Origin of the sequence: Microbacterium testaceum (genome assembly GCF_029761935.1) — a bacterium.
Classification (GTDB): domain Bacteria; phylum Actinomycetota; class Actinomycetes; order Actinomycetales; family Microbacteriaceae; genus Microbacterium; species Microbacterium testaceum_A.
The window spans coordinates 1,044,412-1,069,120 of the sequence record NZ_CP121699.1 but is presented as its reverse complement, the minus strand read 5'-3'; the positions used below and the strand labels follow the sequence as shown (position 1 = coordinate 1,069,120).

Genomic DNA, 24,709 nt, shown 5'->3' with positions numbered 1-24,709 from the left:
CGCTCTACGGCTCCGACGAGCCGCTTCCGCCCCCTGGTGCCCCGGGCGGCAGAGGGGAGGGGGCCGCAACAAGCGTCCGCCCTCCCCCCCCGTCCCGTCAGGCGGCGTCGTGCGCCGGCACGGCCGAGGCCACGGCCTCTTCGACCGTGCGGTGAGAGAATCTGAACCCGCTGTCCTCGAGGGCTGTCGGGCGCACGTCGGCGTCAGAGGTGAGCAGCGCCTCGGTCGCGTCGGAGCCGAGGGCGAGCTTCACGCCCCAGATCGGCGCGCGCACGAGGTACGGACGATTCATGCGGCGGGCGAGGGCGAAACCGAGGTCGTTCGCCGTCGCGCGCGTGGGACCGGTGAGGTTGACGGGTCCCGACAGATCGGAATCGATGACGTGGCGGATCGCGCGCACCTCGTCGTCGAGCGAGATCCACGGCCACACCTGGGTGCCGCGGCCGATCGGGCCCGAGATGCCGAGCTTGGTCAGCAGGAGGAGGGGCTTGAGCACTCCCTGCTCGTGCACGACGGGGGCGGTGCGCAGCATCGCCACCCGCGCCGAATCTCCGGCGGCACGTGCCTCGTGCTCCCAATCGACGCAGATGTCGGCGAGTAGGCCCGTGCCCCGCTTCGAGGCCTCGGTCAGGACGGCTCCGGGCTGCGAACCGTAAAAGCCGGTCGCGCTTGCGTTCACGAGCGCCGGGGCGTCTGCGCCCAGCGCGCGGACCGCGGCGGCCAGGGTGCGCGTCGGGGTGATACGCGACCAGAGCAGGGTGCTCTTGTACGAGGGGGTCCAGGGGAAGTGCCCGATCGACGCGCCGTTCAGGCACACCACGGCGTCGGCCCCGGCGATCACGTCGGGGTCGAGCGGGGTGGCATCCTGCAGCCACTGCACCTCGTGCGGGGCGGTCGGCTCGTGGCGCACGAGCGAGGTGACTTCGACGCCGTCGCCGCGCAGCGAGTCGAGCAGGGCCGACCCGATGAGGCCCGACGCGCCGGCAAGGACGACGCGTCGGGCCGGGGTCTCAGGCAAGCGTGGCCTCGAGGGTGATGTCGATGCCCGCGAGCGCCTGCGACACGGGGCAGTTCGCCTTGGCATCCGCGGCGATCTTCTGGAACGTCTCGTCGTCGAGCCCGGGCACGACCGCGTTCACGTTGAGGTGGCTGCCGGTGATGCCGGTGCCGGGCTTGAAGGTGATCGACGCGGTCGCGTCGACCGACTCGGGCGGGGTGCCGTTGTCGGCGAGGGCGTTCGAGAGCGCCATGCTAAAGCACGACGAGTGCGCACCGGCGAGAAGTTCCTCGGGGGTGGTGACCGAGCTCGAGCCTTCGCTGCGGGCCTTCCAGTTCACGTCGAACGTGCCGATGCCCGAGGAGGTGAACGTGACCTCACCCGATCCTTCGAACAAGCTGCCCTTCCAGGCGGTGGTGGCTTCGCTCGTGACGGCCATGGGAACCTCCGTTGTCTCGGCGCGGTCGGGGCGACCGCGACGCGGCCAGCCTAGTGAGCGCGGACGGCACTCTTCGGGTCTTGACAGGCCTTTGCTCGACGACGCTCAAACAGCGGCGGGGCCGCGTCGCCCGATGAGTCCCGCGCGCTGCAGAACGAGGTAGAGCTGGCATCCGAGGCACAGTCCGAAGACCGCGTTGAGGAACGCCGCGACGAACGCCATGGCCGCCGCGATCGGCAGCGCCCAGGGCACCCCGGCGAGGTGGAGGAGAAGTCCGGCTGCGGTGACGACGAGCCCCACGCCCTGGGCGAAGCGGGGCGGGCGCGGGTCTTCGAACTCGGTCGGCGCCGCGAGGCGGGGCTGCACGACCCGTCGGTAGAGCACGCCCCACGGCGCTGTGCGCGGAGAGGCGACGCCCCAGACGAACAGCAGCGCGATCACGAGCACCAGGACGAAGCCCGGGTCCGCGATGCGGTCCAGAAGGGGTAGCTGCTGCACGGCCCAGCCATCGGGGCGGAAGGTCGCGTCGGCCAGAGGTTGGTAGGCGAACCACCCGTAAGCGCCGCGCCGCGTCGAGATGCCGATCAGGCTGAGGACGGTCGCCACGAGGAGGAGGACGGCGGTGATGGATGCCGCGAAGCGCGGGCCGCGAGCATCGATGCGCGAGGTGTCAGGCACGGGTGGGCTCCTTCTGCAGGCGGGTCAGCTCGTTCTCGACCGCGGCGCGTTCGAGAGTGCCCCCGAAGCGGGTGCGGATCACCCCGCGCCGGTCGAGGACGAGGGTGGTGGGGGTCTGCAGCACGCGGAAGTGCTGAGCGAGGTCGGGCCGATGGGTGAGGTCGACGTCGACGTAGCTGACGCCGTCGCGAGAGTCGGCGATCTGCGTGAGCACGCGGCGCACCCCGGGGCAGCGGGAGCAGATCTCGGTGCTGAACTGCACGAGGGTCGCCTCCGGCCCGAGACTCGCGGCGCCGAGCAGGGCGGGATCGACCGCCTCGACCGAATCGACGGTGCGCGCGCGCCCCTGGCGGCGCCGGAACACGAGACCGGCGATCGTCGTCAGTACGACGAGCGCCCCGGCGGCCAGAAGAGCGAAGGTCACGTCCACGACCGTCAACGCTAACGGGCGAGAGCGCGGGGAGGGCCGATGAGTCCTCCCGTGACGAACCCTTCTCCCCACGGCGTGCGCAGGCCTCCACCGTCCACCGTCGTCGCCCCGCGCCCCCCGTCGCGAGCCCGTCGCGGGTATCGTGAAGGCCGTGACCGCCGACATCCCGACCCCCTACGAAGACCTTCTCCGCGACGTGCTCGAGACGGGCGTGCACAAGTCCGATCGCACGGGAACAGGCACCACGAGCGTGTTCGGGCGCCAGATCCGTTTCGACCTCGCCGAGGGGTTCCCCCTCATCACCACCAAGCGCGTGCACCTGAAGTCGATCGTGTACGAACTGCTGTGGTTCCTGCGTGGCGAGTCGAACGTGTCGTGGCTGAAGGACAACGGCGTCACGATCTGGGACGAGTGGGCCGACGCCGACGGCGAGCTCGGCCCCGTGTACGGCGTGCAGTGGCGATCGTGGCCCACCGCCGACGGCGGCACGATCGATCAGATCTCACAGGTGATCGAGCAGATCCGACGCGACCCCGACTCGCGCCGGCTCATCGTGTCGGCCTGGAACCCGGCCGACATCCCCGACATGGCGCTGGCGCCCTGTCACGCCCTGTTCCAGTTCTACGTCGCCGACGGCAAGCTCTCGTGCCAGCTGTACCAGCGCAGCGCCGACATGTTCCTCGGGGTGCCGTTCAACATCGCCTCCTACGCGCTGCTGACCCTGATGGTCGCGCAGCAGACGGGCCTCGAGCCCGGCGAGTTCGTCTGGACCGGCGGCGACTGCCACGTCTACGACAACCACCGCGAGCAGGTCGCCGAGCAGCTCACGCGCGACCCCTACCCCTACCCGACCCTGCGCTTCACGCGCACGCCGGAGTCGATCTTCGACTACACCTACGACGACATCGTGGTCGAGGACTACCAGCACCACCCGGCGATCCGCGGAGCCGTCGCGGTATGACCACGGTCGGCCTCGTCTGGGCCCAGGCGCACGACGGTGTGATCGGCGCCGACGGCGGCATGCCGTGGCACGTGCCCGAAGACATGGCCCACTTCCGCGAGATCACGGGACAGGCCGAGGTCGTCATGGGGCGTCGCACCTGGGAGTCGCTCCCGCCGCGCTTCCGCCCCCTGCCGGGGCGGCGCAACATCGTCGTGACGCGCGCCGCCGACTGGGCCGACGACGGTGCCGAACGCGCGGGATCGCTCGACGAGGCCCTCGATCTCGCCACGGGCGACGAGGTCTGGGTGATCGGCGGGGGCATGCTCTACGCCGCCGCGATCGACCGCGCCGACCTGCTCGAGATCACCCGCCTCGACGTCGCGGTCGAGGGCGACACGCGCGCGCCCTCCACCGACGGGTGGAGCCTCGCTGCCGCCGACCCCGAAGAGGGGTGGCACACCTCGCGCAGCGGCATCCGGTATCGCTTCGAGACCTACCGCAGACCGGGGGAGTGACATGGCCACCGCGCTCATCACGGGAGCGAGCTCCGGCCTCGGCGCCGAGTTCGCCCGCCGGCTCGCCGCACGGGGAGCGGGACTCGTGCTGGTGGCGCGCGACCGCGCGGCGCTCGACGAGGTCGCAGAGGGGATCCGCGCGGCGCACGGCGTCGACGTCGAGGTGCTCGCCGCCGATCTGCTCGACGCCGACGCGCTCGCCGTCGTCGAAGAGCGACTTGCCGCGGGAGGCATCGACGTGCTCGTCAACAACGCGGGCTTCGGCCTCGACCTGGCCTTCGAGAAGAACGCCGTCGACGACGAGGTGCGCCACCTGCGCCTGCACGTCGAAGCGGCGATGCGGCTGATGCACGCAGCGCTCCCCGCGATGCTCGAGCGGGGGAGCGGCCGCATCGTGAACGTCGCCTCGGTGGCGGGATTCGTCCCGCGCGGCACGTACGGCGCCGTGAAGGGGTGGCTCATCTCGTTCAGCCGCTGGGCGAACGTGGTCTACCGCCCGCGCGGGGTCACGGTGACGGCGGTCTGCCCCGGTTTCGTCCACACGGACTTCCATGCCCGCCTGGGGCTGCCGCCGGGGCAGGAGGGCGTGCCGAACGGCATGTGGCTCGACGCCGCGACCGTCGTGCGCGAGGGGCTGCGCGACGCGGCCCGCGGGCGATCGGTCTCGGTGCCGTCGTGGCGGTACAAGGCGCTCGTCGGCGCGTCTCGGCTGCTGCCCGACGCGGTGGTGGTCGCGGCGGCGTCGCGCGGGCGCTGACCGCTCGACCCGGGAACGGCTCAGCGGAAGCGGCCGAGCCGGATCCCGGCGAGAGCGAGCGCGCCGATCGTCTCGCCGTCCGTGACGGTGCCGTCGGCGACGAGGGCGAGCGCCTCGGCGAACGGCACCCACCGGACCGCGTCGATGCCCTCCTCGGACTGCGACTGCGTGGCATCCGTCGTCTTCAGCCCTCTCGCGAGGAAGACGTACTCGGGGGCGTCGGCGATGCCGTTGAGGGCGTTCATCCGGCCGAGGGGGATCCACTCGGATGCCGTGACCCCGGTTTCTTCGAGGAGCTCGCGCTTCGCGGCCACGAGCGGATCCTCCCCGTCGGAACCGCCCGCGGGGATCTCGAGCGATCGTCCCGTCGTGTACCGCTCCAGTTCGACGAGGCACACGCGCTCGTCATCGTCGATGGCCACGACGAAGACGGCCGGATGCTGCATCCGCACGACGCCGTAGATGCCGTCGCCGTGGGGACCGGTCACCTCGTCCTCGCGCACGTGGATCCAGCGGTTCTCGTAGACGGTGCGCGATGCGCGGGTGGTCCAGGCCATGACGCCACCCTAGGACGCGGGCCATGTCACGCGATGTTCACCGGGGCTGTGGACGACGCCGCGGGCGGCACGCCGCGAACCGATATCCTGGGCACATGACGCACTCCGGCAATCCCTTCGGTCAGGTGCTCGTCGCGCTCATCACCCCGATGACCGCCGACGGCGAAGTCGATTGGCCCGCCACCGAGAAGCACATCGACGACGTCATCACCGCCGGAGCGGACGGCATCGTCGTCACCGGCACCACCGGTGAGACCTCGACCCTCACCGACCCCGAGAAGCTGCGTCTCGTCGAGGTCGGCAAGAGCGTGTCCGCCGGTCGCGCGAAAATCATCACGGGCGGTGGCTCGAACGAGACCGCGCACGCGATCGAGCTCTACAAGGCCAGCGAGAAGGCCGGCGCCGACGGCATCATGATCGTCACGCCGTACTACAACAAGCCGACGCAGGCCGGCATCCTGACGCATTTCCGCCTGGTCGCCGACGCGACCGACCTGCCGGTCATCCTCTACGACATCCCCGGCCGCACGGGCGTGCCGATCAAGTACGAGACCATCCTGCGTCTGGCCAAGCACCCCAACATCCTCGCGATCAAAGACGCCAAGGGCGACTTCAGCGAGGTCAGCCGCGTGCTGAACCAGACCGACCTCATGTACTTCTCGGGCGACGACGCCAACGTGCTCCCGCACCTGTCGATCGGGGCTTCCGGCCTCATCGGGGTGACCGCCAACATCGCCGCCGCGCCCTACCGCACGATCGTGGATGCCGTGAACTCCGGCGACCTGGCCTCGGCCACCGCCGCGCACAAGGGCCTCGAACCGCTCGTCCGCGCCGTGATGACCCACGTGCCCGGCACGGTCGCCGCGAAGTACATCCTGCATGGCCTCGGCCGCATCGGCAGCCCCCGCGTTCGCCTGCCCCTGGTGGGGCCGGAGGAGTGGGAAGCCGCCGTCATCGAAGACGAGCTGGCCCTCGTGAAGAACGTGGCCGGCGCCGACTTCTCCAACTTCCGCCCCGACCGCAACGCGGCCGCCGGCGGTGCCCTGCCGAAGGTGCACGGCACCACGAGATAAGCATCGGCGTCCGCCGAACCGCGGCCAGGGACGCCATACAGAGGGATGCCGCGAGGCGGCATCCGAGGAGGCTCATATGCCCGCTACCCCGTTCGACCCGCCCGCGCTCGCCGCGGGCACTCTCCGCGTCATCCCGCTCGGCGGTCTGGGCGAAGTCGGTCGCAACATGACCGTCTTCGAGTACGAGGGCAAGTTGCTCGTCGTCGACTGCGGCGTGCTGTTCCCCGAGGAGCACCAGCCGGGCGTCGACCTGATCCTGCCGGACTTCGAGCCCATCAAGCACCGCCTCGACGACATCGTCGGCGTCGTGCTCACGCACGGTCACGAAGACCACATCGGAGCGGTGCCCTACCTGCTCAAGCTCAAGAGCGACATCCCCCTCATCGGCTCGGGCCTCACGCTCGCCCTCATCGAGGCGAAGCTCAAAGAGCACCGCATCCGCCCGTACACGCTGACGGTGAAGGAGGGCCAGCTCGAGAAGGTCGGTCCCTTCGACCTCGAGTTCGTGGCGGTCAACCACTCCATCCCCGACGCGCTCGCCGTCGCGATCCGCACTCCCGCGGGGCTGGTGCTCGCCACCGGCGACTTCAAGATGGACCAGCTGCCGCTGGACGGCCGCATCACCGATCTCCGCGCTTTCGCCCGCCTCGGCGAAGAAGGAGTCGACCTGTTCCTCGTCGACTCGACCAACGCCGACGTCCCCGGTTTCACCCCCACCGAGCGGGCCATCGGCCCCGTGCTCGATCAGGTGATCGCCAAGGCCCCGCGTCGCGTGGTGGTCGCGAGCTTCTCGAGCCACGTGCACCGCGTGCAGCAGGTGCTCGACGCCGCTCACGCGAACGGCCGCCGCGTGGCGCTCCTCGGGCGCAGCATGGTGCGCAACATGGGCATTGCCGCCGACCTCGGCTACCTCAACGTGCCCGACGGCGTGCTGATCGACTACAAGAAGGCGCGCGAGCTGCCCGACGACCAGATCGTTTACATGTCGACCGGTTCGCAGGGCGAGCCGATGGCGGTGCTCAGCCGCATGGCCAACCTCGACCACGCGATCGAACCGGGCGAGGGCGACACGATCATCCTGGCGTCCAGCCAGATCCCCGGGAACGAGAACGCGATCTACCGCGTGATCGACGGACTCACCAAGCTCGGCGCCACCGTCGTCCACAAGGGCAACGCGAAGGTGCACGTCTCGGGTCACGCCGCCGCCGGCGAGCTGCTGTACTGCTACAACATCCTCAAGCCGAGAAACGTCCTCCCCGTGCACGGCGAGTACCGCCACCTCATGGCCAACGCCAAGCTCGCGCGCGAGACCGGCATCCCCGAAGAGAACACGATCCTCGGCGAGAACGGCACGGTCGTCGACCTGCGCGACGGCGTCGCGAAGGTCGTCGGTCAGGTCGACATCGGCTTCGTCTACGTCGACGGTTCGTCGGTGGGCGAGATCACGGATGCCGACCTCAAGGACCGCCGCATCCTCGGCGAAGAGGGCTTCATCTCGGTCATCGTCGTCGTCGATTCGGCGACCGGCAAGATCGTGTCGGGCCCCGACATCCACGCGCGCGGTGTCGCCGAGGACGACAAGGTGTTCGACAGCGTCAAGCCGAAGATCGCCGCGGCGCTGGCCGAGGCGGCGAAGTCGGGCGTCCGCGACAACCACGCCCTGTCGCAGGTCGTGCGCCGCACGATCGGCCGCTGGGTCAATCAGTCGCTGCGTCGTCGGCCCATGATCGTGCCGATGGTCATCGAGGCCTGACCCTCGTGAAGCGCCGCGGGTTCGCCCGCGGCGCTTCGTCGTACCCTCCCCGCGCGCGCCGGACGCTCGCTATCATGCGGGCATGCCCGGTCTCCCGATCCGCGCGGCGCTCCCCTCGGACGGCGCCTTCCTCGCCGACATGACGGTCGAGGCCGCCACGTGGCGAGCCGGCGTCTCTCGCCCTCGGCACGAGATCGTCAGCAGTCCCGAGCACCGCCGTTACATCGCGGGGTGGATGCGTCCCGGCGACGCGGGCTTCGTCGCGGAGTCGCCGACCGGCGAGCCCGTGGGGGCGGCCTGGTACCGGATGCTCCCACGCGACGAGCCCGGGTTCGGGTGGATCGGGACGGGGGTACCGGAGCTGATTATCGGCGTGCGTCCGCTCTGGCGCGCGCACGGCACCGGTCGAGCTCTGCTGCAGCGCCTCGCCGACCACGCGCGGGGCCAGGGGTACGCGCGGATCAGTCTGAGCGTCGAGCGCGACAACTACGCGGTGTCGCTCTACCGGTCGGAGGGTTTCGCCGTCGTCCGCAAGGGGATGGGCCGCGACGTCATGGTCAAGCGCCTGGCCTGAAGTCCGCGTCGGTACGCCCGAATGTCGGAGCTGCGGCCTACCGTGGAGGAATGCCTCGTACCTCGTCACCGTCCGGCGGCCGCGCTCCCGCCAAGAGGTCGTCGCGCGCGAAGGCCGCGGCGCCCGCGTCGAAGCGCGCCGCCCCCGCGCCCAAGCGCTACGTCGACGAGCCCGACAAGCCCGCCGCGGCCGTCCGCGCGTGGATGGCCGTGGCCCACGGTGTGGGCGGCATGTTCCGCGCTTTCGGTCCCGAGAACCTCGAGCGCGACCAGCGCCGCGACGGCTTCCCGTTCTTCCTCGTGGTGCTCGCCGCTCTCGGCGCGGTGGTCGAGTGGTTCTTCATCGGAACGGATGCCGCTGCGCTGATCAGCGCATACAGCTTCGGCGGACTGGTGGGCCGGGTGGCCTTCGTCCTCCCGGTGCTTCTGCTGCTTCTCGCGGGGTGGCTTTTCCGGCATCCGGCCTCCGTGCACGACAACGGGCGTGTGGGCATCGGTTTCGCGTTGTTCATCGTGACGGTGGCGGGTTTCTGTCACGTCGCGGGCGATCGTCCTGCGCCCAACGTTGGCGGTCTGCCGGCGCTCAGTCCCGCCGGCGGTCTCGCCGGCTGGATCATCGGCGAGCCCCTCGCCCTGGTCCTCACGAACATCGGGGCGTACATCGCCCTCTCCGTGCTCGCGGCGCTGAGCATCCTCATCCTCACCAAGACCCCGCCGAACCGCATCGGTCGCCGCCTCGGAGACCTCTACGCGTGGATGTTCGGGGCCGAGCGCGCGGACCGCGACGACACGGCCGCGACGCAGGTGACGCCCGCCGACGACTCCGACGACGAACCGGCCGAGAAGTCGTTGCCGTGGTGGCGTCGAAACAAGACGGGTCGCGAAGAGGAGACCGACGGATCGCTCGGATCGAACGATCTCACAGAACTGCTGTCGCCCGGAACGCCTCAGGGCGGCTTCGAGTCCGCCGTCGTCGCGCCCGAGCCCACGACGCGCCCGACCCCGCCGCCGCTGCCTCCCGCACCCGACGCCCTGACCGAGGTGTTCGACGCCACGGCTCTCGCCGGTGCCGCGGCGGGCCGTGGCCTGCACGACGACTCGCCCCTCGAGGACGCCGTCGACGACGACCTCCCCGGGATCTCGGGTCTCGGCGGCGACCACGCCGGTGCGCCTCCCGCGGCGAACTATCGTCTTCCCGCGGTGACCGCCCTCGCCGCCGGAACGCCGCCCAAGGCACGTTCCGCCGCGAACGACGCCGTGGTCAAGGCCATCGAGAGCGTCATGGAGCAGTTCAAGGTCGACGCGCGCGTGACCGGGTTCTCGCGCGGTCCGACGGTCACGCAGTACGAGATCGAGGTGGGCCCGGGCGTCAAGGTCGAGCGCATCACCGCCCTGACCAACAACATCGCCTACGCCGTCGCCTCGAACGAGGTCCGCATCCTCGCGCCCATCCCGGGCAAGAGCGCGATCGGTGTCGAGATCCCCAACGCCGACCGCGAGATCGTGACCCTCGGCGACATCCTCCGCTCGGACGCCGCGACCACCTCCACGCACCCGATGACCATCGGCGTCGGCAAAGACGTCGGCGGCGGATTCGTCGTGGCCAACCTCGCGAAGATGCCCCACCTTCTCGTGGCCGGTTCCACGGGTTCGGGTAAGTCGAGCTTCGTGAACTCGATGATCACGAGCCTGCTCATGCGAGCCAAGCCGTCCGACGTGCGCATGGTGCTCATCGACCCCAAGCGCGTCGAGCTGACGTCCTACGCGGGCGTGCCGCACCTCATCACTCCCATCATCACGAACCCCAAGAAGGCCGCCGAGGCGCTGCAGTGGGTCGTGAAAGAGATGGACATGCGATACGACGACCTCGCGTCGTTCGGTTTCCGCCACATCGACGACTTCAACAAGGCAGTCGTGGCGGGCGAGATCAAGCTGCCGGCGGGCAGTGAGCGGGTGCTCAAGCCGTACCCCTACCTCCTGGTGGTCGTCGACGAGCTCGCCGACCTCATGATGGTCGCCCCGCGCGACGTCGAGGACTCGATCGTGCGCATCACGCAGCTCGCCCGCGCGAGCGGCATCCACCTGGTGCTGGCCACGCAGCGCCCCTCGGTCGACGTCGTAACGGGCCTCATCAAGGCCAACGTGCCTTCGCGCCTGGCCTTCGCGGTGACGAGCGTCACCGACTCGCGCGTCATCCTCGATCAGCCCGGCGCCGATCGACTGATCGGGCAGGGCGACGGGCTCTTCCTGCCGATGGGGGCGTCGAAGGCCCTGCGTGTCCAGGGCGCGTGGGTGAGCGAGCAAGAGATCGAGAAGGTCGTCGCGCACGTCACCCAGCAGGCGCGTCCCGAGTACCGATCCGACGTGCAGGCCGCCGCCGAGAAGAAAGAGATCGACGCCGACATCGGTGACGACCTCGAGTTGCTCCTCGCCGCCGCCGAGCTCGTCGTGTCGACCCAGTTCGGTTCGACGTCGATGCTGCAGCGCAAGCTTCGCGTCGGCTTCGCCAAGGCCGGTCGCCTCATGGACCTTCTGGAGTCCCGAGAGATCGTCGGACCGTCCGAGGGATCGAAGGCACGCGACGTCATGGTGACCAACGAGCAGCTCCCCGCGGTGCTCGCTCGACTCCGTGGCGACGATGCACCGCCGGCCCCTACGCCCGACGCCGACGACCGCTACGGCGCCGACCCGATCGAGGCGCAGTTCGAGGGCCTCCCGGTCGTGAACGCCGACGACGACGAGGGCTCCGAAGACGCCTGGCAGCTGACGGGTCGCGACTGATGGCCGTTCACCCGCAGCTGCCCAACGCGATCACCATCGCGCGCATCGTCTGCGCGCCGATCTTCCTCTGGCTTCTCCTCGCGGATGCGGGTGCGGACGGCAGCCTGCGCTGGGCTGCCGCCGTTCTCTTCATCGTGGCGATCGCCACCGACGGCGTCGACGGGTACATCGCCCGCAAATACGAGATCGTCAGCGATCTGGGAAAGCTGCTGGATCCCATCGCCGACAAGGCCCTGACCGGACTCGCGTTCGTCGGCCTGTCGATCCTCGGTGAGCTTCCGTGGTGGGTCACGATCGTCGTCCTCGTGCGCGAGATCGGGATCACCGTCTACCGCTTCCTCGTGGTCAGCGACCACGTGCTCGCCGCCGCCTGGATGGGCAAGCTCAAAACCGTGTTCCAGGCCATCGCCCTGTCGATCGCCCTGATCCCCTTCGCGGCCCTGTCCGACGCCGCGGTGTGGCAGTCCACCGTCTGGTGGGCGGGCGTGATCACGATGACGATCGCCGTCGTCCTCACGATCGCCTCCGGGATCGACTACATCGCGACCGAGGTGCGCGCGGCGCAGAAGGCGCGAGGATCCCGATGATCGACGGCATCCCCGACGATCTCGACGAGACGCTCGTGCGGACACCGCGAGAGAGCGCCGCTCTCCTGCTGGAGCGTCTGGGGGAGCTGGGGTGGACGATCGGCGTTGCCGAATCCCTGACCGGCGGGCTGGTGGTGTCGTCTCTCGTCGACGTGCCCGGGGCCTCTCGAGCCGTCCGCGGGGGAGTGGTGGCGTACGCGACCGATCTCAAGCACGGACTGCTCGGCGTCGATCAGACGCTGCTCGATGCGCACGGAGCCGTGCACCCCCGCGTCGCGCGACAGATGGCGCGTGGAGTGCGTGATGTCCTCGGCCGCGACGGGGTTCCGACCGATGTGGGGATCGCCACCACGGGAGTCGCGGGACCCGACGAACAGGACGGGCAGCCCGTCGGCACCGTGCACATCGCCGTGTCCACTCCGCTCGGAACGCGCGTGGACTCTCTCGTCATCGCCGGTGACCGCGAACGCATCCGCCGTGAGACCGCGCACCTCGCCATCCGACGGGCGCTGGCGGCGCTTTGATGGCTCCTTCAGAGGCCGTCGCGAGAAACGGGAACAAATGATCGCACATCCCGGTTTCGAGTATCGATTCCCATCCGGTGCACAGCGCGCGGCATTAGGGTGACCATAGAAGGTGTTTCACAGTCGTCCACAGAGGGCGGCGACGGAATCAGCAGTGAGGAGGGCCCCAAAATGATCCTGGTTCGTCAAGAGATCGGCGAAGTCCTGCGTGACCTCCGCCAGCAGAAGGGGCGCACCCTCCGCCAGGTCGCCAGCCGCGCGAGCGTCGCCCTCGGCTACCTCAGCGAGGTCGAACGTGGGCAGAAAGAAGCGTCGAGCGAGATCCTCGCCTCTGTCGCCGAAGCCCTCGACGTCCCGATCTCGACGATCATGCGCGAGGTCGGCGACCGACTCTCGGTCCTCGAGGGCCTGCAGACCTTCCCCGACGTCGTGCCCGACGAGCTCGTCGCGTCTGTCGAGCCCGAGCTCTCCCTCCGCTGATCGCCGCGGTCCATGCGGCGTAGCGAGTTCGATCGTGCCGTCGACGACGAGTTCGGGCCGCGCGGTGGATCCCTTCTGACGGACCTCGTGCTGTCTGCCGTGGGCGGACGCACCAGCATCGATGCCCTCGCGGCGGGTGTCGACCCACGCGACGTGTGGCTGGCGCTGTGCGAAGAGACCGACGTCCCGGCGAACCGTCGTTACGGTGTCGGCCGTTTGGAGCCGCGCCGGTCGTGACCTCCGCGCGCTCGGCTGTCGGCGCGAAGTGTTTCGGTCGTCGCCTCACTCTGATCGGCGTGTCATCGAACCTACGTTCGATTCGGGCGTAGGCTCCTTCACATCAGGGCTTGTTGCTCGTTCATCCCCATTCGGGGGCTCCTCCGGCGTCAATGTCGGAGGCCCTCCCTAACGTGGAAGATGTCGAACGACACTCTGAACGCCTTGTCGGGCACGACCACCGTCGGTGGGAGGCGCGACAGCCTATAGGCGACCGGAACGCGAGAAGAAGGAAGACGTCATGCCCTCACCCGCAGAGCGCGAAAAGGCCCTCGAGTCCGCGCTGGCTCAGATCGATCGGCAGTTCGGAAAGGGCTCGGTCATGCGACTGGGCAGCGACGACCGTGCGCCCATCGAGACCATCCCCACCGGCTCCGTCGCGCTCGACGTGGCCCTCGGCATCGGCGGTCTGCCTCGCGGCCGCATCATCGAGATCTACGGCCCGGAGTCGTCCGGAAAGACGACCCTCACGCTTCACGCCATCGCCAATGCGCAGCGCGCCGGTGGCATCGCGGCGTTCATCGACGCTGAGCACGCTCTCGACCCCGAGTACGCGAAGAAGCTCGGCGTTGACATCGACGCGCTTCTCGTGTCTCAGCCCGACACCGGCGAGCAGGCCCTCGAGATCGCCGACATGCTGATCCGCTCCGGTGCGATCGACCTCGTCGTCATCGACTCGGTCGCCGCCCTCGTCCCCGAGGCCGAGATCAAGGGCGAGATGGGCGATTCGCACGTCGGACTCCAGGCCCGCCTCATGTCGCAAGCTCTGCGAAAGCTGACCGGTGGGTTGAACACCACGAAGACCACCGCGATCTTCATCAACCAGTTGCGCGAGAAGATCGGTGTCTTCTTCGGTTCCCCCGAGACCACGGCCGGCGGAAAGGCGCTCAAGTTCTACGCGTCGGTGCGCCTCGACATCCGTCGCATCGAGACGCTGAAGGACGGCACCGAAGCCGTCGGCAACCGCACGCGTGTCAAGGTCGTCAAGAACAAGATGGCCCCACCCTTCAAGCAGGCAGAATTCGACATCCTTTACGGCGTCGGCATCTCGCGCGAGGGGAGCCTCATCGACTTCGGTGTCGAGCACGCCATCGTCAAGAAGTCGGGCGCCTGGTACACCTACGAGGGCGAGCAGCTCGGACAGGGCAAAGAGAACGCCCGTAACTTCCTCATCAAGAACCCCGACATCGCCGAAGAGATCGAGACCAAGATCAAGACCAAGATGGGCATCGGCGGTGCGCCCGCGGTCGCTCCGGCGGCGGACGACGAGTTGGCCGCGCGTCGCCCGGCCTGATGATCGACGAGACCTGGGGCTCTGATCGTCGTCCCTCTGCGGACGCGGGCGACGATCAGGGCCGCGGCCACATGGCCGATGATGTCGAACGCTCAAACGAGCCGGAGAACCCGGGCTCTCCCGATGGGGCGTCCACTCGTTCCGGCACGCTCCGCGCTCTCGGAAAGGCCGATCTCGCTCCGGTCATCCCCCTCTTCGGATCCCCGCCCCGTGCGGATCGCGAACACCCTTCCCGTCGCGGTGCCGTCCACGATGCGGCAGCAACGGGTCCGATGAGCGACGACATCGACGAGCGACCGTCGTCGGTGAGTCGTCCACGGCTCTCCGTCGTGGGCGACCGCGACGAGGGCGTCGAGTCGTCCCCCGACCGAGCGGAAGCTCGCGAACGGGCCGAAGCGGTGCTCTTGCGAAAGTTGCGTTCGCGATCCCTGTCGCTCGCGGAGGCCCGCACCGTGATTCGGGGGGTCGACGACGCCGACGATGCGATCGCGGACGAGCTCATCGATCATTTCGTCGATCTCGGGTATCTCGATGATGCGGCATTCGCCGAGCAACTCGCCATGTCCGCGGTCGAGCGCAAGGGCGAGGGGCGGCGCGCCGTCGCAGAGACGCTGCGTAAGCGGGGGATTCCTCGCGACATCGCCGAAGCGGCTCTCGCCGAGCTGCCCGACGATGACGCGGAACGAGCACTCGATTTCGCCCGGTCGAAGGTTCGCGGCGTCGACGGCGCAGAGTACGACGCCGCTCTGCGCAGACTCGCCGGCCAGCTGGCGCGTCGCGGATACCCGTCGTCGATGGCTCTCACGGCTGCGCGAACGGCGCTGCAAGAAGCGGGGATCGGGCGGAGTCGTTCGTTCCCTCGTCCCTCCTCGGGTGTGAGGTTCACGCCGGATCGATGAACACCGGCCCGCCCTGCCGCGGGCACGAGAGCGATCGCGCGCCCCGTCTTCGACCGGCCACACCCTCGCTCCCCGTGGGGCTCAGCCCTCGCCCCGGTGCCGTTCTTCGTTGAGTGCTCAGGCTCCGCGCGACGCCAGCGCGACGACGCGGCCGAGCTCCCGCCGGGTCGGCGCGCCGACTTTCATCCGAGCCTGGTAGACGTGCGACTCCACGGTGCGGATCGAAAGGAACAGACGCGCGGCGATCTCACGGTTGGTCAAGCCCTCGCCCGCGAGCAGGGCGATCTCGCGTTCGCGGACGGTGAGCTCGTCGATCGCATCGTTCGACGTCGACCGGACGGTCGAGGGGACGGCGCTCGTGGTCTCCCGGGGAGCCGACGATTTCGTCGGCGTCCACAGCGCGTGCAGGCGCAGCTCGTCGACGGGCAGCCCCTCTTCGTCGCTGGTTCGAGCCGCTGCTCGCCGCCCCGCCGACACCGCCAGAGGAAGATCGGTCGTGGCGGCGAGCTGGACCAGCTCGTCGACCTCGTTCTCGTCCGCCTCGCCCAGAGCGACGAGCCGGAAGAGATCGCGAATGCGCAGGGCAGCAGCGTTGGCGCCACGCGAGAGCTCGGCGGTCGCTCGTGCGGCTCGTCGCGCCTCGTCGGTACGGCCCTCCGCGGTCAGGACGGTGGTCTCGACGTAGAGGCGACTGCGGACGAGCAGGGGCTCGTTCTCGGTGCGAAGCCGGCTAAGGATCGTGCGTGCCTCGTCGGTCCGACCCGCGGTCGCCAGTTCATCGGCGACGCCCAGCTCGATCATGGTGGCATCCAGCCGTGACACCGCCGAGGGTTCCCGTGACAGAGCGGAGGCGAGCTCTCTCTTCGACTCCGCCGGGCACCCCGCGCCCGCGAAAGCGATGGCGGTGGCCGCCCCCGCGATCGTGAGATCGGCTGCTCCTCCTTCGCGTGCGGTGGTGCTCACCTCCCGGTCGAGGCGCGCCCGGACGGTCGATCCGTCCGCCCCCGCGATCTGATGCGCGGCGAGCATGGACATGAGAGCGATGAGCCGATCGCGAACGGTGACGCCGGTCGGCTGTTGCCGCGCGTCGAGCAGGCGTTCGACCCGGCGGAAGAATTTCTGGGCCTCGCCCCATCGCCCGCGGAAAGTCTCCGCCGAGCCGGCGGCGACCAAAGCCCGCACGTGCGCCGCGGGCGAGGCGTCCGGCTCATCGGCGGCAGAGGTCGCGATGTCAGCGGCGCGTGCCCAATCCATGTTCGCGGTTGCGCGGTTCGCGTCGGCGAGAGCTGCGTCGATACGTGAGTCGGCGTCGTCGCCCTTGTCGAGGGGGCCGTCGGCGGTGCCGTCGATCGAGCGTGCCGCGCGCGATCGAGCGAGGCGTCGGAGCGCATCCGCGGATCCGATCTCGCCACGATCATCCAGTGACAGCATGGGCGCGGGTGTCGCGAGCTCGGCCTCGAGTCGGAGGGCCGGATCATCCTGCGCGCGCAACCCGCGCGCGGCGTGGGCGGCGGCGTGAGCGCTGTCACCCCGGTCGTTCGCTTCTCGCGCGGCGTCCAGCGCGACTCGAGTCCGCAGAGCGGGGGAGTAGGTCAGCTCTCCCGATGCCTCGATTCCCAATCGATGCCACCGTTCCGACAGGGAGACGGCGACGGTCGAACTCCACCACTCATCGGCTTCGGCCAGCATCCGGGCGCCCGCCGTGTCGATGAGCGATTCGACGTGCGCATCGCCGAGCTGACGTTGTGCCTCTTGCGCGACCAGATCGTTGACGGTGAGGCGGCGATCGACCGACGCGTCGGCGTGCAGAAGGCCGCCGGCGATGAGGGCGGCGACGCTCTCGGCGTCGAACAGTCGCGTCGCGACAGCGAACTCGAGGTGAGGCAGGCGACGGATCCCGGCGAGGCATTCGAGATCGACGCGAGGAAAGTCGGCGACGTGCCGCGCGAGCGTGATCGCCAGCCTGCTGTCCCGGGCGACGACGCGCAGGGCCGTGAGGGGATCGCGTCCCGCGCGCGCGGCGCTCGTCGACTCGATGATCAGCTGCCGGAGCAGCGTCCGCGACCCGTCCGCTCGCCAGACGATCCCCGCGCGGCTCGCGCTGTCGAGCAGCTCGGCACCCGGGAAGAGCTCGATCATGGCGAGGGCATCGTCGTCGCTCAGCTCGGAGAGATCGATTCGGCGCGCGAGACCGTCGAGCCAGAGGTCGAGGACCGTGCGACGGACGACGGCCGAGTCATCGGGTCTGTCGATCGAGCGCGGCCGGGCCGTGCGCAGGCCGATGACCGCGGTGACGCGACGAGCGGCGATCCCTCGGGCGAGAGCCCGAGTCGACTGGACATCGAGGGAGTCGACGTCGTCGACCACGACCACGCCCTCGACGGTAGCCGTCGTGGGATCGTCACGGAGGGATCGGAGCTCTGGGCGCCCCGAGGCATCGAACGCCCCGAAGTCGACGGCGGACAGCGCGCACGACGTCCGCAGCTCGACGGCCAGCTGCCCGTGTCGCTCCAGCTCGGCGGCGATCGTCCGCAGCAGATAACTCCGCCCGCTCCCGCGCGGTCCCGCGATGACGAGGGACGCACCCCCTCGTGCTCGTTCCGCAAGCGTCGCGGCATCCCGATCCGCTCCGACAAGCCCTCTCGACCACTTCGTCGAACGGTCTTCCCCCATGCTCTTCTCCCCCCGGAGACCGGCCGCAGACCTCGCGGACGGTGACGTGTCCCCCAAAATACCGACATGGGGCGCACCCGATCAGCCGTTTTGCGCACCCTTTGACCCAGAATGCGTCAAAAGGTGCGCGCCTTGCGGACCGAGCATTTCAGCGTCCCGTCGGTCAACGCAAGGGCGGCGTTTAGACTTGCTCGCATCATGACCACCCCCGTTTCGACCCCGACCCTGATCGCGCCGTCCGCCGCCGCGCAGGGCGCCGCAGGGCCTCGCACCTACGAAGTGCGCACCTTCGGGTGCCAGATGAACGTGCACGATTCCGAGCGCCTGTCGGGCTCGCTCGAGAGCGCCGGGTACGTCCGAGCCGATGCCGGCACCGAAGCCGATGTCGTCGTGATCAACACGTGCGCCGTGCGCGACAACGCCGCCGGCAAGCTCTACGGAACGCTCGGCCACCTCAAGTCGCGCAAGGACGCGCGCGCGGGCATGCAGATCGCCGTCGGCGGCTGCCTGGCGCAGATGGACAAGGACGCCGTCCAGCAGAAGGCCCCCTGGGTCGACGTGGTGTTCGGCACGCACAACATGGGCTCGCTTCCCGGCATGCTCGAGCGCGCGCGCCACAACGGCGAGGCCGAACTGGAGATCCTCGAGTCGCTCGAGATCTTCCCCTCCACCCTCCCGACCAAGCGCGACTCCGTCCACAGCGGCTGGGTCTCGATCTCGGTCGGCTGCAACAACACGTGCACGTTCTGCATCGTGCCGAGCCTGCGCGGCAAAGAGAAGGACCGCCGCCCCGGCGACATCCTGAACGAGATCCGCCTGCTCGTCGACGACGGGGCGATCGAGGTTACCCTTCTCGGTCAGAACGTCAACTCGTACGGCGTCGAGTTCGGTGACCGCCTCGCCTTCGGCAAACTGCTGCGCGCCGCGGGCGAGATCGAGGGGCTCGAGCGCATCCGCTTCACGAGCCCCCACCCCGCCGCCTTCACTGACGACGTCATCGCCGCGATGGCCGAGACCCCGGCCGTCATGCCCCAGTTGCACATGCCGCTGCAGTCGGGCTCCGACCGCATCCTCAAGGCGATGCGCCGCTCGTACCGCAGCGAGAAGTTCCTCGGCATCCTGGATCGGGTGCGCGAGCGCATCCCGAACGCCGCGATCACCACCGACATCATCGTCGGCTTCCCCGGTGAGACCGAGGAGGACTTCCAAGAGACGCTTCGCGTCGTCGAGGCCTCGCGTTTCTCGAGCGCCTTCACGTTCCAGTACTCGATCCGCGAGGGGACTCCCGCGGCGACGATGGCCGACCAGGTGCCCAAGGCCGTCGTGCAGGAGCGCTACGAGCGACTGACCGCTCTGCAGGATCGGATTGCGGCGGAAGAGAACCAGAAGCAGCTCGGTCGCACACTCGAGGTGCTCGTCTCCGCGGGCGAGGGCAAGAAGGACGCCGAGACGCACCGCCTCACCGGTCGCGCCGAAGACAACCGTCTCGTCCACTTCGAGCTGCCGAAGGGTTCGCCTGTCCCGCGTCCCGGCGATGTCGTCTCGGTGACGGTCACCCACGCGGCTCCCTTCCACCTGCTCGCCGACGCACCCGACGGGGCTCCGCTGCGCATCCGCCGCACCCGCGCGGGCGACGCGTGGGACCGTTCGCAGGCGGAGTCGTGCGGCGTGCCCGCTCCGGCGGGCGAGTCCGGTGCTCCGCGCGCGGTCTCTCTCGGCCTGCCCACCCTGCGCGTCGGCGTGTGACCGGCCCGGCCCTCTGGGCCGTCGTCGGCGCCACCGGCACCGGCAAGACGGGTCTGTCGCTCGACCTCGCCGAAGCCTTGTCCGCACGGGGCCGGCCCGCCGAGATCGTCAACGCCGACGCCATGCAGCTGTACCGCGGCATGGACATCGGGACGGCCAAGCTTCCCGAGGGTGAGCGGCGCGGCATCCCGCACCATCTCTTCGACGCGCTCGCGGTGACCGACGAGGCCGCGGTGGCCTGGTATCAGGATGCCGCGCGCGCGGCGATCCGCGAGATCAACGGTCGCGGCGCCGACGCGATCCTCGTCGGCGGGTCGGGGCTGTACGTTTCGAGCGTGCTGTGGGACTTCCGCTTCCCGCCGCGCGACGAGGCTCTGCGCGCCGCGCTCGAGCGCGAGCTCGACGAGCGCGGACCGGGTGCGCTCTACGCGCGCCTGCGGGAAGAGGATCCGGATGCCGCTGAGCGCATCGATCCCCGCAACGGGCGTCGCGTCGTGCGCGCGCTCGAGGTCTTGGCGCAGGGCGGTGAGACGCACGGCGGTGCTCTTCCCGAGGCGCCGGAGCTCTGGCATCCGCGGACTCGGATCATCGCCACCGCGATCGAGCGAGCCGAGCTCGTCGCCCTCCTCGACGCCCGCGTGGAGGGGATGTGGGCAGCCGGTCTCGTCGCCGAGGTCGAGGCCCTGATCCCGGCCGGGCTCGAGCGCGGCGTCACCGCCGGTCGCGCGATCGGGTACGCGCAGGCGTTGCAGCAGATCCGCGGAGAGGTCACCCGCGACGAGGCGATCGCTGAGACCCAGGCACTCACGCGCCGCTACGCGCGCCGCCAGGTGTCGTGGTTCCGGCGCTACGCCGAGGCCGAGTGGGTCGACGCGCGGACGGTGGATGCCGGCATCCTGGCATCCCGATCGGAGGAATGCCCGTGACGGTCGACATCCGCGCCTTCGCGCTCGACGACGAAGACGCCGTCGTCGCCCTCTGGGAGGAGGCGGGCCTCACGCGCCCGTGGAACGACCCGCGCGCCGATATTCAGCGCAAGCTCACCGTGCAGCCGGAGCTGTTCCTCGTCGCGGTCCAGGGGGAGCGGGTGGTCGGCAGCGTGATGGCGGGCTACGACGGCCACCGCGGCTGGCTGTACTACCTCGCGACCGCCGCCTCGCACCGCGGGCAGGGGATCGGGCGTCGCCTGGTGGCGGAGGCCGAACGCCTGCTCGAGGCGATGGGCTGCCCCAAGGTGCAGCTCATGGTGCGTCCCGACAACACCGGCGCTCGGGGTTTCTACGACGAGCTCGGGTACGAGCCCTTCGTCACGTGGGCGACCGGCCGTCGGCTCATCGTCGACGGGCCCGGGGGCCCTTCGTCCTCGGCCTGAGCGGGGTCGTCAGTCGCGGATGCACTCGCACGCGAGTCTCGCTGCCACCCGACCGTAGACTCGACGCATGGCGACTCTCCCGTTCACCAAGGGCCACGGAACCGGCAACGACTTCGTGGTGATCGCCGACCCCGACGGCGAGCTCGACCTCTCCGACGCGCAGATCTCCGCCCTGTGCGACCGTCACTTCGGCATCGGCGCCGACGGCCTACTGCGCGTGGTGCGCTCGCGCGCCATCGACGAGGGGGCGGATGCCGCGGCATCCGGGGCCGAGTGGTTCATGGACTACCGCAACGCCGACGGTTCGAAGGCCGAGATGTGCGGCAACGGAACGCGGGTCTTCGCGCGCTACCTGAGCGACACCGGACTCGCCTCGCTCGAGGGAGGACTGCGCATCGGCACGCGCGCGGGCATCAAGACGCTGACACGCAGCGATCGCGGCTACGAGGTCGATCTGGGCCAATTCGCGATCGAGCCCGGCGAGACGCTGGTTCGCGCGAAGGGCCTGCCGGTCGCACGCCCCGGCGTCGGCGTCGACGTGGGCAACCCGCACGTCGTGGTCGCGCTGTCGTCCGACGCCGAACTCGAGGGTCTCGATCTCGCCTATCAGCCGGTCCTCGACCCGTCGCCGCGTCACGGCGCGAACGTCGAGTTCGTCGTCCCCGCCGACCCGCTCGTGCGCGACGGCGTCGGTGCGATCCGCCTGCGCGTGTTCGAACGCGGGGTGGGCGAGACGCTGAGTTGCGGGACCGGAGTGGCGGCAGCGGCCCTGGCCGTCCGTCACTGGGCGGGATCCGCCGCACCGGACTGGTGGGTCGTCGACACCCCGGGCGGCACGCTCGGCGTGCGCGTCGCCGATGGCCGGGTCCACCTGTCGGGCCCTGCCTCGCTGGTGTTCACCGGCGAGGTCGCACTCGCCTGACGAGGGCGCACAGCGGGGTCGGCGAGGTCCGACCGTCGGTTGCCGCCGGCGGACCGGGGTAGGCACTCATCACCGGACCGCGATCAGCACCCACACGAGCGTGCGATCTCGCGTCGAGCTCGCGATGCCGGCATCCGCAGTCCCCGTGCCGGGCGCGTCTCAGGGGACGACGTCGATCAGCTCGCTCGGCGGCGAGCCGTGCTTGCGGACCCGCAGCACGCGGAACCCCCGACCGGTGGCCGCTCGCTGCACGCTGTACCCCTCGGGGAACGTGGCGGCGAGCCAGCGCTGCAGCGAGTCCGAACCGAGGTTGCGCTGGACGACGAACCACCCGTCGCTGCGTTCCGACAGGCGGGGGATCCAGTGCTGCAGCATGCCGTGCAGCTCGGACTTGCCGACGCGGATGGGCGGGTTCGAGCGGATGGTGCGGAAGGTCACGTCCTCGGGAACATCCTCCGGACGCACGGCGTTGATGTTGGTGAGGCCGAGGGACTCCGCGTTCCGCCTCACGAGATCGAGAGCACGCTCGTTGATGTCGACCGCCCACACGGTCGCGTGCGGTGACGCGAGCGCCAGCGACAGCGAGATCGGACCCCACCCGCACCCCAGGTCGAGGAAGTTCCCACCGGCGGGAGGGGGCGGGGTGTTCGCGAGCAGCACCGAGGTGCCGGCATCCACGTGGTCGGGACTGAAAACGCCGCCGGCCGTGACCACCTCGAGCTCGCGACCGGCCAGCGTCACGCGAAGGTGGCGGAGCTGCTCGGGACTCGACGGCGACGCGCTGAAGTAGTGCTCGCTCCCCATCACGTCAGGATATCGGACCGGCCCCCTGGGTGCTGGGCCGGATACAGTGCCAGAACACGCGGAAACTGCCGCGACGGAAGGAACACATGACCGAACAGACCACACCCCCGAGCACGGACGCGTCTCCGGTGGATCCGGTGGACCGCGTGCTCTCGCGCGCCGAAGCGCACCGCGGGGTCCGGGTCTTCGGTGCGGCACAGGCTCTGCAGGACGCCACGACCGCGTACGGCGGCGACGCCGACGGAGATCAGTGGGACCGCGAAGAACGTGCGGCGCTGCGCCGCGTCGCGGGCCTGTCCACCGAGCTCGAGGACGTCACCGAGGTCGAGTACAGACAGTTGCGCCTCGAGAACGTCGTCCTCGTCGGCGTACACCCGCAGGGGGAGCAGGCGGATGCCGAGAACTCGCTGCGCGAGCTGTCGGCCCTTGCCGAGACGGCCGGTGCCGTCGTGCTCGACGGCGTGCTGCAGCGGCGCCCGCACCCCGACCCCGCGACCTACGTCGGTCGCGGCAAGGCCGCCGAGCTGCGCGACATCGTCGCTGCCGTCGGCGCCGACACGGTCATCGCCGACACTGAACTCGCTCCCAGCCAGCGCCGTGCGCTGGAGGACGTCGTCAAGGTCAAGGTGATCGACCGGACCACGGTGATCCTCGACATCTTCAGCCAGCACGCCAAGAGCCGCGAGGGCAAGGCGCAGGTCGAACTCGCGCAGCTCGAATACCTCCTCCCGCGTCTGCGCGGGTGGGGTGACTCGATGTCGCGTCAGGCCGGTGGCCAGGTCGGTGCCGGCGGTGCCGGTATGGGCTCGCGCGGTCCCGGTGAGACGAAGATCGAGCTCGACCGTCGTCGCATCCGCACCAAGATGGCGCTGTTGCGCAAGCAGCTGCGCGATTTCGCCCCCGCCCGTGAGGCGAAGCGGGCCGAACGCAAACGTCACACGATCCCCTCGGTCGCGATCGCGGGGTACACGAACGCCGGCAAGTCGAGTCTGCTGAATCGCCTCACGAGCGCGGGAGTGCTCGTCGAGAACGCGCTCTTCGCGACCCTGGATGCCACGGTCCGCCGCTCCGAGACCAGTGACGGCCGCGTCTACACGCTGACCGACACCGTCGGCTTCGTGCGGAACCTTCCGCACCAGCTGGTCGAGGCGTTCCGGTCGACGCTCGAGGAGGTCGGCGACGCCGACGTCATCCTGCACGTCGTCGACGCCTCGCACCCCGATCCGGCCGCGCAGCTCATGACGGTGCGCGACGTGATGGGCGACGTCGATGCGAACTTCGGTCAGGAGATCGTCGTCTTCAACAAGGCCGACCTCGTCGGCGAAGACGACCGCCTCGTACTGCGGGGTCTCGCCCCCAACGCGAAGTTCGTGTCGTCCCGTACGGGCGAGGGCATCGACGAGCTGCGTGCAGCGATCGAGGACGCACTGCCCCTGCCGGCCGTCGAGGTGCAGGCCGTCGTCCCGTACGACCGCGGCGACCTCGTGTCGGCCGTGCACGAGAGCGGGCTCATCGTCGCGCAGGAGCACCGCGAGAGCGGGACGTTCCTGCACGCGCACGTGGGCGCTCGTCTCGCGGCCGAGCTCGCACCGTTCGGAGCCTGAAACCCTCGTGAGGGCCCCGTCGACCTGCCGGT

At 69.9% G+C, this 24,709-nt stretch carries 25 protein-coding genes; 18 read left to right on the top strand and 7 right to left on the bottom strand.

All coding sequences use genetic code 11. The features are described from left to right. Window positions 1–97 precede the first annotated feature (97 nt). The 4 genes from QBE02_RS05310 to QBE02_RS05295 form a co-directional block, all read right to left on the bottom strand. Entirely contained in the window at window positions 98–1,018 is a 921-nt protein-coding gene (locus tag QBE02_RS05310) for a TIGR01777 family oxidoreductase (RefSeq protein ID WP_279367422.1), read from the bottom strand. Further along, window positions 1,011–1,436, bottom strand: coding sequence for an OsmC family peroxiredoxin (locus tag QBE02_RS05305; RefSeq protein WP_056227360.1), 426 nt, complete (start codon window positions 1,434–1,436; stop codon window positions 1,011–1,013). Before QBE02_RS05305 ends, QBE02_RS05310 begins: the two co-directional genes overlap by 8 nt. Before the next feature lie 105 nt (window positions 1,437–1,541). Further along, entirely contained in the window at window positions 1,542–2,114 is a 573-nt protein-coding gene (locus QBE02_RS05300; RefSeq protein ID WP_279367420.1) for a DUF4395 domain-containing protein, read from the bottom strand. Beyond that, complete coding sequence (locus QBE02_RS05295) at window positions 2,107–2,544, bottom strand: TlpA family protein disulfide reductase (RefSeq protein ID WP_268103656.1); 438 nt, start codon at window positions 2,542–2,544, stop codon at window positions 2,107–2,109. The genes QBE02_RS05300 and QBE02_RS05295 overlap by 8 nt, the downstream gene beginning before the upstream one ends. A 151-nt stretch (window positions 2,545–2,695) precedes the next feature. Between QBE02_RS05295 and QBE02_RS05290 the strand changes: the two genes are divergently transcribed. The 3 genes from QBE02_RS05290 to QBE02_RS05280 are packed head-to-tail and all read left to right on the top strand — an operon-like array spanning window position 2,696 to window position 4,759. Then, window positions 2,696–3,505 carry a thymidylate synthase gene (locus QBE02_RS05290; protein WP_268103657.1) on the top strand — a complete coding sequence of 270 codons (810 nt, stop codon included), beginning with the start codon at window positions 2,696–2,698 and terminating at the stop codon, window positions 3,503–3,505. Beyond that, on the top strand, window positions 3,502–4,002 hold the full coding sequence (locus QBE02_RS05285; protein WP_279367419.1) for a dihydrofolate reductase: 501 nt from the start codon (window positions 3,502–3,504) through the stop codon (window positions 4,000–4,002). The genes QBE02_RS05290 and QBE02_RS05285 overlap by 4 nt, the downstream gene beginning before the upstream one ends. Before the next feature lies 1 nt (window position 4,003). Next, a complete protein-coding gene (locus tag QBE02_RS05280) occupies window positions 4,004–4,759 on the top strand; it encodes an SDR family NAD(P)-dependent oxidoreductase (RefSeq protein WP_279367418.1) in 756 nt (251 codons plus the stop codon). A 20-nt stretch (window positions 4,760–4,779) separates the two neighbouring features. Here the strand turns inward: QBE02_RS05280 and QBE02_RS05275 are convergent, their stop codons facing one another. After that, a complete protein-coding gene (locus QBE02_RS05275) occupies window positions 4,780–5,316 on the bottom strand; it encodes an NUDIX hydrolase (protein ID WP_279367417.1) in 537 nt (178 codons plus the stop codon). 95 nt (window positions 5,317–5,411) lie between these two features. Here QBE02_RS05275 and dapA point away from each other — a divergent pair, with 95 nt between their 5' ends. The 10 genes from dapA (at window position 5,412) to QBE02_RS05225 (ending at window position 15,556) form a co-directional block, all read left to right on the top strand. Continuing rightward, on the top strand, window positions 5,412–6,389 hold the full coding sequence (gene dapA / locus QBE02_RS05270) for a 4-hydroxy-tetrahydrodipicolinate synthase (protein WP_056227377.1): 978 nt from the start codon (window positions 5,412–5,414) through the stop codon (window positions 6,387–6,389). Window positions 6,390–6,465: 76 nt separating this feature from the next. Continuing rightward, window positions 6,466–8,142 carry a ribonuclease J gene (locus tag QBE02_RS05265; RefSeq protein WP_279367416.1) on the top strand — a complete coding sequence of 559 codons (1,677 nt, stop codon included), beginning with the start codon at window positions 6,466–6,468 and terminating at the stop codon, window positions 8,140–8,142. Window positions 8,143–8,224: 82 nt separating this feature from the next. Then, window positions 8,225–8,716 carry a GNAT family N-acetyltransferase gene (locus tag QBE02_RS05260; protein WP_279367415.1) on the top strand — a complete coding sequence of 164 codons (492 nt, stop codon included), beginning with the start codon at window positions 8,225–8,227 and terminating at the stop codon, window positions 8,714–8,716. Between the two features lie 50 nt (window positions 8,717–8,766). Beyond that, entirely contained in the window at window positions 8,767–11,496 is a 2,730-nt protein-coding gene (locus QBE02_RS05255; RefSeq protein WP_279367414.1) for an FtsK/SpoIIIE family DNA translocase, read from the top strand. Continuing rightward, entirely contained in the window at window positions 11,496–12,083 is a 588-nt protein-coding gene (gene pgsA / locus QBE02_RS05250) for a CDP-diacylglycerol--glycerol-3-phosphate 3-phosphatidyltransferase (RefSeq protein WP_279367413.1), read from the top strand. The genes QBE02_RS05255 and pgsA overlap by 1 nt, the downstream gene beginning before the upstream one ends. Beyond that, window positions 12,080–12,607, top strand: a complete 528-nt coding sequence (locus QBE02_RS05245; RefSeq protein WP_144782061.1) for a CinA family protein — start codon at window positions 12,080–12,082, stop codon at window positions 12,605–12,607. The genes pgsA and QBE02_RS05245 overlap by 4 nt, the downstream gene beginning before the upstream one ends. Before the next feature lie 171 nt (window positions 12,608–12,778). After that, window positions 12,779–13,087: a helix-turn-helix domain-containing protein gene (locus QBE02_RS05240; RefSeq protein ID WP_055835145.1), complete on the top strand. Its 309-nt coding sequence runs from the start codon at window positions 12,779–12,781 to the stop codon at window positions 13,085–13,087. 12 nt (window positions 13,088–13,099) lie between these two features. Further along, window positions 13,100–13,324 (top strand): DUF3046 domain-containing protein, encoded by a 225-nt coding sequence (locus tag QBE02_RS05235; protein ID WP_144782060.1) that lies wholly within the window; start codon window positions 13,100–13,102, stop codon window positions 13,322–13,324. Between the two features lie 280 nt (window positions 13,325–13,604). Beyond that, window positions 13,605–14,657, top strand: a complete 1,053-nt coding sequence (gene recA, locus QBE02_RS05230; RefSeq protein ID WP_056227400.1) for a recombinase RecA — start codon at window positions 13,605–13,607, stop codon at window positions 14,655–14,657. 272 nt (window positions 14,658–14,929) lie between these two features. After that, a complete protein-coding gene (locus QBE02_RS05225) occupies window positions 14,930–15,556 on the top strand; it encodes a regulatory protein RecX (protein WP_279367412.1) in 627 nt (208 codons plus the stop codon). A gap of 117 nt (window positions 15,557–15,673) precedes the next feature. On the opposite strand, the gene QBE02_RS05220 is transcribed toward QBE02_RS05225, so the two are convergent. Beyond that, a complete protein-coding gene (locus QBE02_RS05220; protein ID WP_279367411.1) occupies window positions 15,674–18,229 on the bottom strand; it encodes a helix-turn-helix transcriptional regulator in 2,556 nt (851 codons plus the stop codon). Between the two features lie 198 nt (window positions 18,230–18,427). Here QBE02_RS05220 and miaB point away from each other — a divergent pair, with 198 nt between their 5' ends. From miaB to dapF, 4 genes are all read left to right on the top strand, one after another. Further along, window positions 18,428–19,975: a tRNA (N6-isopentenyl adenosine(37)-C2)-methylthiotransferase MiaB gene (gene miaB, locus QBE02_RS05215; RefSeq protein ID WP_279367410.1), complete on the top strand. Its 1,548-nt coding sequence runs from the start codon at window positions 18,428–18,430 to the stop codon at window positions 19,973–19,975. Next, window positions 19,972–20,901 (top strand): tRNA (adenosine(37)-N6)-dimethylallyltransferase MiaA, encoded by a 930-nt coding sequence (gene miaA, locus QBE02_RS05210; protein WP_279367409.1) that lies wholly within the window; start codon window positions 19,972–19,974, stop codon window positions 20,899–20,901. Before miaB ends, miaA begins: the two co-directional genes overlap by 4 nt. Further along, complete coding sequence (locus QBE02_RS05205) at window positions 20,892–21,347, top strand: GNAT family acetyltransferase (protein ID WP_279367408.1); 456 nt, start codon at window positions 20,892–20,894, stop codon at window positions 21,345–21,347. Before miaA ends, QBE02_RS05205 begins: the two co-directional genes overlap by 10 nt. Before the next feature lie 67 nt (window positions 21,348–21,414). Further along, entirely contained in the window at window positions 21,415–22,269 is an 855-nt protein-coding gene (gene dapF / locus QBE02_RS05200) for a diaminopimelate epimerase (RefSeq protein ID WP_279367407.1), read from the top strand. A 159-nt stretch (window positions 22,270–22,428) separates the two neighbouring features. Here dapF and QBE02_RS05195 read toward each other — a convergent pair whose 3' ends face one another. Next, window positions 22,429–23,073, bottom strand: coding sequence for a class I SAM-dependent methyltransferase (locus QBE02_RS05195; RefSeq protein WP_279367406.1), 645 nt, complete (start codon window positions 23,071–23,073; stop codon window positions 22,429–22,431). A gap of 86 nt (window positions 23,074–23,159) precedes the next feature. On the opposite strand from QBE02_RS05195, the gene hflX reads away from it, so the two are divergent. After that, window positions 23,160–24,677 carry a GTPase HflX gene (gene hflX, locus QBE02_RS05190; protein WP_056227420.1) on the top strand — a complete coding sequence of 506 codons (1,518 nt, stop codon included), beginning with the start codon at window positions 23,160–23,162 and terminating at the stop codon, window positions 24,675–24,677. Window positions 24,678–24,709: the final 32 nt, after the last annotated feature.